General features: G+C 70.2%; 7 protein-coding genes and 1 riboswitch. Of the genes, 3 read left to right on the top strand and 4 right to left on the bottom strand.

Features of this window, described 5'->3' with window-relative positions; translation table 11 throughout:
* Positions 1–14 precede the first annotated feature (14 nt).
* Positions 15–1289, bottom strand: a complete 1275-nt coding sequence (locus PKF00_RS26045) for an AAA family ATPase (RefSeq protein WP_271220260.1) — start codon at positions 1287–1289, stop codon at positions 15–17.
* Positions 1290–1687: 398 nt separating this feature from the next.
* Between PKF00_RS26045 and PKF00_RS26040 the strand changes: the two genes are divergently transcribed.
* Complete coding sequence (locus PKF00_RS26040; RefSeq protein ID WP_271220333.1) at positions 1688–2413, top strand: SDR family oxidoreductase; 726 nt, start codon at positions 1688–1690, stop codon at positions 2411–2413.
* 79 nt (positions 2414–2492) lie between these two features.
* Here the strand turns inward: PKF00_RS26040 and PKF00_RS26035 are convergent, their stop codons facing one another.
* The 3 genes from PKF00_RS26035 to PKF00_RS26025 all read right to left on the bottom strand — a co-directional run bounded on the left by PKF00_RS26035 (position 2493) and on the right by PKF00_RS26025 (position 6485).
* Positions 2493–2861: a DUF5335 family protein gene (locus PKF00_RS26035; protein WP_271220259.1), complete on the bottom strand. Its 369-nt coding sequence runs from the start codon at positions 2859–2861 to the stop codon at positions 2493–2495.
* 164 nt (positions 2862–3025) lie between these two features.
* Positions 3026–4720, bottom strand: a complete 1695-nt coding sequence (thiC, locus tag PKF00_RS26030) for a phosphomethylpyrimidine synthase ThiC (protein ID WP_271220258.1) — start codon at positions 4718–4720, stop codon at positions 3026–3028.
* A riboswitch (TPP riboswitch) is annotated at positions 4715–4826 on the bottom strand. Its footprint overlaps the gene before it by 6 nt.
* Before the next feature lie 93 nt (positions 4827–4919).
* The gene (locus tag PKF00_RS26025) at positions 4920–6485 is read right to left on the bottom strand and encodes a succinic semialdehyde dehydrogenase (RefSeq protein WP_271220257.1); all 1566 of its coding nucleotides are present in this window, start codon (positions 6483–6485) and stop codon (positions 4920–4922) included.
* Between the two features lie 85 nt (positions 6486–6570).
* Here PKF00_RS26025 and PKF00_RS26020 point away from each other — a divergent pair, with 85 nt between their 5' ends.
* Both PKF00_RS26020 and PKF00_RS26015 read left to right on the top strand, forming a co-directional pair.
* The gene (locus tag PKF00_RS26020; RefSeq protein WP_271220256.1) at positions 6571–8739 is read left to right on the top strand and encodes a beta-propeller domain-containing protein; all 2169 of its coding nucleotides are present in this window, start codon (positions 6571–6573) and stop codon (positions 8737–8739) included.
* Positions 8740–8937: 198 nt separating this feature from the next.
* Positions 8938–11871, top strand: a complete 2934-nt coding sequence (locus PKF00_RS26015) for a M36 family metallopeptidase (RefSeq protein ID WP_271220255.1) — start codon at positions 8938–8940, stop codon at positions 11869–11871.
* Positions 11872–12128 lie beyond the last annotated feature (257 nt).

Here is a 12128-nt window from a genome sequence, read left to right as displayed (position 1 = left end):
CTCTGCCCGTTTGCTCACGCTGTCGCCTTCGTCTCTTGCCTGGACAGTTCACGGACGATCTTTCCGGCGGTGACTCGGGGCACCCCGCCGTAACGACCGCGCAGATAGCCCCGTTCGAGGTTCTCCTCCTTGCGAGGCTTGGCTTCCGTCAGCGGATACAGCTCGGTTTCCCCTGAGCGCCGCTTCACCGTGATCCACACCTGGTCACGGTTGAGCGGCCGGTCGAGCACCTCGCTGCCCAGCAGGGTCGCGTCATGCGTGGTGAAGATCAGTTGTGCACCATGCGGGTTGGAGGCGGGATCTTGGAAGACGCGCACGACCTCCGCCGCGAGTGTGGGATGCAGGCTTGAGTCCAGCTCGTCCACCAGCAGGACCGCTCCCTGATCCAGCACGGTGATCATGGGCCCCAGGAAGGCGAACCAGGCATGAGTGCCCAGGGATTCCTCCGTACGGAAGTCCAGCGGTGTCTCTCCACCGTCCGGTGTCCGATGCCACAGTCTTATCTCGCCGGTTTCCGGGTCGGTGTCAAGACGGGTCACTCCCAGGTCAGCCGATTGCAGCAGCTTCGTGATCCGCCGATGGTGGTCATCGTTCTGATCGGAGCGGGTCAGGAGCCGCTTGGTCCAGTCGACGCGAGCGCTGAGATCTCTTCCCGGTGTCACCAACCACAGATTGTTGAGGAACCACCGGTGAATCGCCGACAATTGCGGATCATTGAGGGTCGCGCCGACGGACAGGAACAGGGCGTTCGGGCGGGTCAGCCTGACCAAGGAGTCCTTTTCCCCCTTGAACCCCTCTCCCCTGAAGACGAACTCGCCCCCCTCAGCCTCAGGACGGTCCGCCTCCCGGTCGAACCAGATGTTGCGGCGGCCGTGCGGATAGGCATGAAGCCACTCCGCCTCCACCCGTTCGTCCGACAGCTCGAAGCCGTAGGTGTACCGGACGGCTTCTCGGCCCAGCGCGAGGTCCACCTCGAACAGGGTCGTCTCCTCACGAGACGCAGGATCGAGTTTGAACGGCTGCCGGGGAACCGTATCGGGCGTCTTGGCCCAGTCGGCGAAAGAGTCCCGCACCGCGTCGCGCATGAGCCGAAACGCACTGAGGAGGTTGGACTTGCCCGAGGCGTTGGCTCCGAACACTCCCAGCACAGGTTGCGCGGCGATGTCGCGCCCCCGGTGTTTGAGGCCGGTCGTGCGTCCCGCACCCTCGTCGAACTCAGTCGTGACAAGCGACAGCTCGTACTCGTCGCGGATGGACCGATGATTGGCCGTCCGGAAACGGATCAGCACCGTAGACCTCCTACTGGGACAGGGCTTCTCACCCCGCTATCTACGTCCTGGCGCGCAAAGCCTGCACGTAACAGCCTATGACGCCCCTCAGAGGCATGTCAGCACAGGATTATCACCTCAACGAAGATCTGACCCGGCGGTATGAGGTTTGTGACGGTACGCGGGCTGAGAACACACTCGGCCACCACCCGGCAGCCACCGATCAACCGGGGGCGGACTGGAGCATGGTGCGGCCCGACCCCTCCTTCCCGGACCGCACGCAAAGAGGTACGGCGGTGCACGCCGAGGAAGAGCGCCGCCGTACCGGCTCAGGGGAGGCCGTCAGCGATCGACCGGCCTGACCTTGACGGCACGGGCGCGATCTTGTCGCGGGGGCGGCCGGGTGGAACGCTGTCGTGATGCGACTCAGGGGCAGGGCGGCGGTTGTGACCGGCGGGTCACGGGGGATCGGCAGGGCGATCGTGGAACGGCTGGCGCGGGACGGCGCGGAGGTGGTGTTCAACTACGCCTCCAGTACGGCGGCCGCGGCGGAGATCGCCGCGACGGTCGAGGGGGCGCACGGGATCCAACTCGACCTGGCCGAGCCGGGGGCCGCCGAGCGGCTGATGGAGCTGGCCGAGGAGCGCCTGGGCGGGCTCGACATCCTGGTGAACAACGCCGCGATGAGCTTTCAGGTCGCGTCCATCGCCGACACCGACGAGGCCGTGTTCGACGACGTGATGCGGGGCAACGCCAAGACGACCTTCCTGACGACGCGGTACGCGGCCCGGCGCATGCGTGACGGCGGCCGCATCGTCAACATCTCGACGGTCAACACGGTCCGTCCCGCGCCGGGCAACGCGCCCTACGCCGCCAGCAAGGGCGCGATCGAGCAGTTGACCGCCGTGGCGGCGATGGAGCTCGGCTCGCGCGGCATAACGGTCAACACGGTCTCGCCCGGGGCGACCGACACCGACCTGCTGCGGAGCACCAACCCGGCCGAGGCCCTGGAGCGGGTCGCCTCCGTCACCCCGCTCGGCAGGCTCGGCGAGCCCGCCGACATCGCCGACGTGGTCGCCTTCCTGGTCGGCCCCGACGGGCGCTGGATGACCGGTCAGAACCTCCGGGCGACCGGCGGCCTCTGAAGGCCCGTCCCGCCCGGCGCGTTCGACCATGTCACACCGTCATGTCGCGGCTCGGCGACGACTGTGACAAGCCGGCCGATCACCCGCCGCCCTGCTCGGCAGACCGGTGGATCGTGATGATCGTCTGTGTGCCCTCCGCGTCCACGACGTCGAAGGCTCGGGGCGTGTCGGGCGAGACGACGTCGGAGAGTATCCTCTGGGGCCGCTCGATGCCGTGGCGGAGCACCACCGGATAGCGTCCGTCGCGCCCGCCCACCCCCACGGAGAAGATGTCGTCCTTCTCGTCGTACTCGACGTAGGCCAGAGGAAGCCTCTCGGTCTGCGTCAGGTCGCCGAACGACGAGTCCAGCACCTCGATGGTCACATCCGAGCCCTCGTACTGCCTCGTCACGTCGTCCAAGAACTGGCGCCACCGCTCACGCGGCACCTCGGGTCGTTCCTGAGCCATCTGACAGCTCCCTCCGTCGGGAAACGGCCTGCGCGGGGTGCTCGAACTCCCCCACGATCTCCTCCCATGCTGGTCAGGCCGCGATCGCCGCACATCACCCGATCGGGTAGGTAGCCCCCGGCGCGTCGCACCCCGGCCGCCGGGCCGGGGTGCGACGCGCGGTGCTACTCCTCGCCGGGGAGCGCGGGCATGGGGAGGTAGACCCGGCCGCCCTCGCGGCGGAACTCCTCGGCCTTCTCCCGCATCCCCGCCGTCAGCGCCTCGCCGTCCGTCAGGCCGTTCCGCTCGGCGTAGGCGCGCACGTCCTGGGTGATCCGCATGGAGCAGAAGTGCGGACCGCACATCGAGCAGAAGTGCGCGGTCTTCGCCGGGGCGGCGGGGAGGGTCTCGTCGTGGAAGGAGCGCGCGGTGTCCGGGTCGAGGGAGAGGTTGAACTGGTCCTCCCAGCGAAACTCGAAGCGGGCGTCCGACAGCGCGTCGTCCCAGGCCTGGGCTCCGGGATGCCCCTTGGCCAGGTCGGCCGCGTGGGCTGCGATCTTGTAGGCGATCACGCCCGCCTTGACGTCGTCGCGGTCGGGCAGGCCCAGGTGCTCCTTCGGGGTGACGTAGCACAGCATCGCGGTGCCGTACCAGCCGATCATCGCGGCGCCGATGGCCGAGGTGATGTGGTCGTAGCCGGGCGCGACGTCGGTGGTCAGCGGGCCCAGGGTGTAGAACGGCGCCTCGGAGCAGATCTCCATCTGCAGGTCGACGTTCTCCTTGATCTTGTTCATCGGCACGTGGCCGGGCCCCTCGACCATGACCTGGCAGTCGTGCTCCCAGGCGATCCTCGTCAGCTCTCCCAGCGTCCGCAGCTCGGCGAGCTGCGCCTCGTCGTTGGCGTCGTGGATGGAGCCGGGACGCAGCCCGTCGCCGAGGGAGAAGGTCACGTCGTAGGAGGCGAGGATCTCGCACAGCTCCGCGAAGTTCGTGTAGAGGAAGTTCTCCGCGTGGTGGGCCAGGCACCAGGCCGCGAGGATCGAGCCGCCCCGCGAGACGATCCCGGTCTTGCGGCGGGCGGTCAGCGGCACGTACGCCAGGCGCACGCCCGCGTGCACCGTCATGTAGTCGACGCCCTGCTCGCACTGCTCGACCACCGTGTCGCGGAAGACCTCCCAGGTCAACGCCTCCGGCTTGCCGCCGACCTTCTCCAGCGCCTGGTAGATGGGCACGGTGCCGACCGGGACCGGGGAGTTGCGCAGGATCCACTCGCGGGTCTCGTGGATCCGCCGTCCCGTCGACAGGTCCATGATGGTGTCGGCGCCCCAGCGGGTGGCCCAGCGCATCTTGTCGACCTCCTCCTCGATCGAGGAGGTGACGGCCGAGTTGCCGATGTTGGCGTTGATCTTCACGAGGAAGTTGCGGCCGATGATCATCGGCTCGCTCTCCGGGTGGTTCACGTTCGCGGGCAGCACGGCCCGGCCGCACGCCAGTTCGTCGCGGACGAACTCCGGCGTGACGCCCTCGCGCAACGCGACGAACTCCATCTCCGGCGTGATCTCCCCGCGCCTGGCGCGGGCCCGCTGGGTGAGGGCTCCGGTGGAGGAACGGCCTTCGGCCAGCGTCCCGCCGCAGGAACCCGTCCCGCCGCAGGAGGCCGTGTCGTCCGGGGAACGCCAGGCCGACCTCAGCGGCGGCAGGCCCTTCTCCAGGTCGGCGGTGTGCGCCGGATCGGTGTAGGGACCCGAGGTGTCGTAGAGGACGACGGTGGATCCGTTGGTCAGCGGGATCTCCCGCATCGGCACGCGGATGTCCGGGCGCGAACCGACGAGATAGGTCTTGCGGGCAGGCGAAAACGAACTCTGGGCAGGTGAAACCATGGGACAACTACTCCCTACGCCGGCATTACCCGGTCAGGTTCAAGCGGTCGACGGCCGTTTCAGCCGCCCTCTCAGCCCGGTGCGCCGGGCTCCCGCGTTCGGTCCCCAAGACGTTAACCCGAGACCATGCCATTGCCGCAACCCCCCGGCATGAGATAACAGGCCCCGGATCGGGGCCCGCGATCCGCCGGGGGCGGGCTCACTTCAGGTGAAGCCTCTTCATGGCCTTGAGCAACCCCGCGAGGGTGTCGGCGTACTTGTCGTAGGTCATGCCGAGGATCGGCTCGAAGCCCAGCCAGGAGGCCTGGCTGGCGACGGTCTGCGCCTCGGTGTACTTCAGCAGGCCCTCGGTCCCGTGGCGACGGCCGAGCCCGGAGGACTTCATGCCGCCCATGGGGGCGTCGTAGGAGGCGTACGCCGAGCCGTACCCCTCGTTGACGTTGACGGTCCCCGCCTTGATCCGGGACGCCAGCGCCCGGCCGCGCGCCAGGTTACGGGTCCAGACGGAGGCGTTGAGGCCGTAGGCGGTGTCGTTCGCCTTGGCGACCGCCTCTTCCTCGTCGTGGAAGCGGTAGACGGAGACGACGGGGCCGAAGGTCTCCTCCCGGCACAGGTCCATGCTCTCGTCCACGTCGGCGAGGATCGTGGGCTCGTAGAACAGCGGGCCGACGTCGGGGCGCGCCTTCCCGCCGGTCAGGAGCCTGGCCCCCTTGGCGACGGCGTCGTCCACGTGGGCGGCGACCGCGTCGAGCTGACGCCGGGAGGCGAGCGAGCCCATCTGCACGTCCCAGTCGAGCCCGGAGCCGAGCTTCATGTTCCGGGTCTGGCGGACGAACCTGTCGACGAACGCGTCGTACACGCCGTCGTGGACGTAGAGCCGCTCGATGGAGATGCACAGCTGCCCGGCGTTGGTGAAGCAGGCGCGCAGCGCGCCCTGGGCGGCCACGTCGAGGTCGGCGTCGTCGAGCACGACCATCGGGTTCTTGCCGCCGAGCTCGAGGGAGCAGCCGATCAGTCTCGCGGCGGCCGCCTCGGCGATCTTCCTGCCGCCCCTGGTCGACCCGGTGAACGCCACGTAGTCGGACCCGTCGATCAACGGCTCGCCGATCTCGGCCGGGTCGCCGAGGACGACCTGCCAGATGTCGCGGGGCATGCCGAGGGAGACCAGCAGGTCGATCGCCCAGAGCGTGGACAGCGCGGTCAGGGTGTCGGGTTTGTGGACGACGGCGTTGCCCGCGAGCAGGGCGGGGACGACGTCGGGCACGCCGAGGGAGAGCGGGTAGTTCCACGGGGAGATCAGCCCCACGACGCCCTTCGGCTGACGCGTCTCGATCGCCTTCGTCGCGAGCGGGAAGATGCCCGCCCTGCGCTGGGGGGCGAGGAGGCCGGGGGCCCGCCGCGCGTAGTAGAGCGTGCAGCCCGCGACGTCGAGCACCTCCTCGAAGGCGTGCCTGCGGGCCTTGCCGGTCTCCCACTGGACCACGTCGAGGATCTCCTCGCGCCGGTCGAGGAGGGCGTCGTGCAGGCGCAGGAAGGGCGCGACCCGCTCGCGCACGGGCAGCGCCGCCCAGGCGCGCTGGGCCGTACGGGCCTTGGCGTGGGCGGCGCGGACGTCCTCCGCCGTGGAGAGGGGCAGCTCCGCGAGGACCTCCCCGGTGAACGGCGCGGTGATCGTCTGCGTCCCGCCGCTGGAGGTCACCTGCCGGACGACGCGTTCGATCATGGTCGGGTCGAGTGTCCGGGTTGCTCCGAGAGTGACAGCCATGCTCGAAGAATATTCCGGTCGAACGCCGCTGACTACCGGTCGGTAACGGGGTGAACCGGACGCGACGCCGAACCGTGGTAGGGGCATGAGGACATCCATCCGTACGGCAGGCGCCGCCACCCTCGCCGCCGCGTTGCTCGCCACGGGGTGCACTTCCACGCAGGCGGGGCCGAGCGCGAGCCGTACGACGCCGGTCGTGGACCTGGGGAAGGTCAAGCTGGTCTCCTACACCGGCTGTGACGACATGCTGGCCGGGTTGCGCGCCGCGGCGGCGAAGAACGTGGGGCCGTGGGGGCTCGGAAACCCGCAGATCATGTTCGCCGAGGCGCGCTCGGACGTCTCGCCGACCCAGGCCAAGGTGGGGGTCGGGTCGGGGCAGGAGCACTCGACGACGAACACGCACGAGGCCGGGGTCGACGAGCCCGACCTGGTGAAGACCGACGGCGACCGGGTGATCACGGTGAACCGCGGCGTGCTGCGGATCGTCGACGCCGCGACCAGGAAGGTCACCGGCACGCTCAGGCTCGTCGACGCCGAGCAGGCGTGGGCCCCCGCCGACCTGCTGATCAGCGGGGACAGGGCGCTGGTGCTGTTCTCCGGAGGCGGCGTCATCCCCTACGGCGCGGTGGCCAAGCGGGCGCCGAGTCCCGGCCCCCGCTACGTTCTCGTCGACCTGGCCGGGGAGCCGAAGGTGATCGGCTCGCTCACCCCGAACGGATCCCACGTGGACGCCAGGATGGTCGGCTCGACGGTGCGGCTCGTGGTGCGCACCCAGCCTGACATCCCCTTCCCCGACCCGGGCCCCGACGCCTCGGAGCGGAAGCGGACCCTGACGAACGCGGAGGCCGTGAAGAAGGCGCCGCTCAAGGCGTGGCTGCCGACGTTCGAGACGACGGACGCCAAGGGCGTGACCACGACGGGGTCGGTCAGGTGCGAGCAGGTGAGCCACCCCGACGAGTACACCGGCGGCTCGATGCTGACCGTGCACACCCTGGACCTGTCGCAGGGGATCACCGACAGCGCCCCGATCAGCATCGCCGCGGACGGCGACACGGTCTACGGAACGGGCTCCAGCCTGTACGTGGCCAGCAACCCGCGCTGGTGGTGGTGGCCCAGGCCGGTCGACCTCGCCGTCGACGACGTAATCACGCCCAGCGAGGCCCCGGCGTCCGCCGGCACGGACCAGGGCACGCCGAAGCCCACGAGCACGGGCCAGGCCCCGCAGGTCGAGCCGACGCAGCCGGACCCCACCGTGTCCGTGCCGCCGTCCGTGCCGCCGTCCGTGCCGCCGTCCGTGCCGCCGTCCGTGCCGCCGACCCCCGAGGGCACGCCCTCCTCGACGCCGTCGGAGACCGCCTCCCCCGAGCCCGACCCCTCGGAGCCGACGCCCGCCCAGCCGCCCCAGGAGACCCAGGTCCACCGGTTCGACATCACCGCGCCCGGCGCGCCCCGCTACGTCTCCTCGGGGAAGGTGCCCGGCAGGCTGCTCAACCAGTACTCCATGTCGGAGTACGAGGGCCATCTGCGGGTCGCCACCACCTCGGAGAGCGGGACGAACAGCTCCAGCGCCGTCTACGTCCTCAAGAACGACACGCTGGCGAAGGTCGGCGAGATCGGCGGCCTGGGTGACGGCGAGCGGATCTACTCGGTCAGGTTCATCGGCCCGATGGGCTACGTGGTGACCTTCAAGCAGGTCGACCCGCTCTACACGATCGACCTGCGCGACCCGGCGGCCCCGAGGAAGACCGGCGAGCTGAAGATCACCGGCTACTCCGCCTACCTGCACCCCGCGGGCGACGGGCGGTTGATCGGCATCGGCCAGGAGGCGAGCGAGAAGGGCCGCACGCTCGGCACCCAGGTCTCGCTCTTCGACGTCGCCGACCCCGCCAACCCGCGCCGCCTGTCGCAGTTCTTCCGCAAGGACTCGGGCTCCGAGGCGGAGTGGGACCCGCACGCCTTCCTGTACTGGGCCAAGACCGGCATGGCCGTCCTGCCGCTGAACACCTGGGACGGCACGGCGAACACCGGCGGCTCCGCGCTGGTCCTCAAGATCGACGACTCCTCCGTCACCAGGACGGGGACCGTCGTCCACCCCGCGCCCAAGCCCGAGAGGAACAGCCGCTTCGCCGCCTGGGACCCGAGCGTCCGCCGCTCGCTCGTCATCGGCGACAGCCTCTGGACGCTCTCCGACACGGGGTTCAAGGTCAGCGACATGAACGGCCTTGCCGACCAGGCCTGGATCCCGTTCTCCTGACCGGCGTGACCTGGGGCTTCTCGCCTCGGGGATGTCTCGGAGCCGGCGATGGTTCCGGCTTCGAGACGCCCCATTACACGGACATATCAGCCTTTACAAGATCTTGTCAGGGCACTTGGGTAAGTGTTACCTCTTGCGCAACACACGTGACCCACGTGTGGCATGGCCAACGACGGCCATCTCTGCGCAGGAGGATCGGTGTCGACCAAACCCTGGTTACGCATCACCGTCATCGCGGCCGCGACAGCGGCGCTAGCACTTCCCCTCCCGGGAATCGCCCAGGGTCAACCCGGTGGGCAGTCCCCCAGAACCCTTGACTTCCAGGCCGAGGAGCACGGCAAGCCCGACCTGGACAACCGGCGGGGCAGCGTCGCGCCCCCGGCCCTCCTGTCGAAGGCCGCCGCCGCCGCGACGATCCGCTGGAACGCCCTGGGCACCCCCGCGGTCGTCACCGGCGCCTCCGACGGCGGCGCGGCGCTCGCCGAAGGCCTCGGCTCCGACCCCGAACAGGCCGCCCGCGCCTACCTCAAGGCCAACGAGACCCTCTTCGGCCTGTCCGCCCAGGACGTCGACGCCCTGGAGAAGGTCGCGGTCAACCCCATCGGGGAGGGCCACGCCGTACTGCTGAGGCAGAGGTTCGGCGACCTGCCCGCGGGCGTCGACGGGCAGGTGGCGGTCGGCGTCACGGGCGGCAAGGTCCTCCACGTCACCTCGACGCTGTCACGCTCCACGGCGCCGCCGCCTGCGGCCAGGATCACCGAGCAGCGCGCGCTGGAGATCGCGGCGAAGGACGGCGGGATCGACCTCGCCACCGCGAGCCTGAAGAAGGCCACCGCGGTCGCGGTGCCCGCGCCCGACGGGACGCACAACGCCTTCCAGATCACCCTGATCGGCGGCGGCGGTGGCGAGGCCGCCGCGTACACCACCCACGTGGACGCGGTCAGCGGCGAGATCCTGACCCGCGAGAACCTGGTCGACCACGACTTCGAGGCCGAGGACCTCCAGCCCGACAACCCGCGCTGGAAGGGCTTCCCCGCCAACCCGCCCGCCGACTACTCCTCGGCCGACACCCGGGCGCTCTGGTGCCTCAAGCCGGGTCCCGGCTGCGGCCAGGCGCCCGTCGGCGACCCCGCGACCGGCAAGGCGTGGGACGTGGACCACACCACGGACACCCCGACCGGCACCAGCCTCGGCAACGCCGCCAAGACGTTCGAGAACCGCGCCAGCGGCGACCCCTACACCGTCGGCACCCGCAGCAACGTGCTCACCCCGAGCCGCGAGTACGCCTACCCGTGGACCAACAAGTGGTACACGGCCAAGTGCGACCCGGCCGCGTTCGACCAGCCCGGCGAGGCCGACCTCGAGGCGGCGATCGCCAACCTGCACGTCATGCACAACCGGATGCACGACTGGTCCTACCGCCTCGGCTTCACCGAGACCGCGTGGAACATGCAGAACGACAACGGCGCCCGCGGCGGCCTCGGCGGCGACCCCGAGCAGGGCAACGCGCAGGCGGGCGCGCGGGACCTCACCGTGCGCGACAACGCCAACCAGATCACCGGCCCCGACGGGGTCGCGCCGATCACCAACATGTACCTCTGGCAGCCGATCGCGGGCTCGTTCTACGCGCCGTGCGTCGACGGCGACTACGACATGTCGGTGATCGGGCACGAGTACACCCACGCGATCTCGGGCCGCATGGTCGGCGGCCCCGACGCCGGGTGGAACGGCGCCCAGGCGGGTGCCATGAACGAGAGCACCTCCGACCTGTTCGCCATGGAGTACCTCTTCGAGAACGGCTTCCGCCCCGCGGGTGACACGCCGTACGTCACCGGCGGCTACGTCACCGGCGACAAGAAGGCCGGCATCCGCAACTACGACATGTCGACCTCCCCGCTGAACTACAGCGACATCGCCTACGACCTCGTGGGCCAGCAGGTGCACGCCGACGGCGAGATCTGGACCGCGACCCAGTACGACGTGCGCAAGGCCTTCATCGACAAGTACGGCAAGGGCACGGCGGCCCAGCAGCGGGCGTGCGCCGAGGGCAGGACCCCGCTCGAGCGCTGCCCCGGCAACCGCCGCTGGGCGCAGGTCTCCTTCGACGCCCTGCTGCTGATGGCCTCCGGAGCCGTCAGCTACGTCGACCACCGCGACGCGCTGCTCGCGGCCGACGCCATCCGCTTCGGCGGCAGGGACAAGGACGTCATGTGGCGGGCGTTCGCCGAGCACGGCCTCGGCGAGGGCGCGGCGAGCAACGGCGCGGGCGACCCCGACCCGACGCCGAGCTTCGTCAACCCCGCAGGCAGGAACGGCAAGGTGCAGCTCAAGCCGCTGTTCGACACCAAGGGCGCGGCGCTGCGGCTCTACGTCGGCGACTACGAGGGCCGCGCCGTGCCGGTGGCCGACACCGACCCGGCGACCCCCCTCGGCGACACCGCGGAGCTGACCCCCGGCGGCTACACCTTCCTGGTCGTCGGCAACGGGTTCGGCCACACCCGCCTCAAGCTCACCGTGCCGCCCGGCGGGAAGCTGCCGCTGCCGCTGGCGCTGCCGAAGAACCACGCCTCCGCCGCCCTGGGCGCGACGGCCTCGGGCGACGGCGTCAACCAGGCCAAGCTGATCGACGAGACCGAGGCGACCAACTGGGCCTCGCTCACCGGACCGGTCAAGGGCAGGTCCGTGACCGTCGACCTCGCCGGAACCGAGCCGGTCCCGGTCCGCAGGGTCCAGGTCAGCGCCCTGCTGCGGCCGAACATCAACGACCCCGCCGACCCCGGCGGCCAGAACCGCTTCACCGCCCTGCGCTCCTTCGAGGTCCTGGCCTGTGACGCGACCAGGAAGGACTGCTCCTCCCCCGCGTCGTACTCGGTCGTCTACACCAGCCCCGCGGACGCCTTCCAGACCCGTCTGCCCCGCCCGCGCGGCGCCGACCTGCTCATCAAGTCGTTCAAGATCCCCACGACCAAGGCGACCCACCTGACCCTGCGGGCCGTCTCGACCCAGTGCACCGGCAACCCGCTCTACGCCGGCGAGCAGGACAACGACCCCAACTCCTCGACCGACTGCGCCACCGCGAGCGCGACCAGGGACCAGCTGCGAGCAGCCGAGTTCCAGGCCTTCTCGCACTGACCCGGTGACGTCCGGCGGCGTCGCGGGATTGGGCGCTCCTGATCGGAAGGCACGTCCTGGACCCGCTTCGACGTGAGCCTCGGGCGAGGTGCCGTCCGCACCGCGCCCGAGCTCTCCGGAGCCGGCCCGACGATCGGTGGCACGTCTCCGACCGGCTCAGGCGGTTCCCGGGAAGTCCTCGGAAGGATTTCCCGGGAACGACCGCCAATGATCTTCAGAGGCAAGGCCGCGCTGCCGCAACCCGGCCTTTCAAGGTC

Source organism: Streptosporangium carneum, from assembly GCF_027922005.1.
GTDB classification, from domain to species: Bacteria; Actinomycetota; Actinomycetes; order Streptosporangiales; family Streptosporangiaceae; genus Streptosporangium; species Streptosporangium carneum.
The sequence above is the reverse complement of the archived record's forward strand: the minus strand, read 5'-3'. Positions and strand labels throughout refer to the sequence as shown.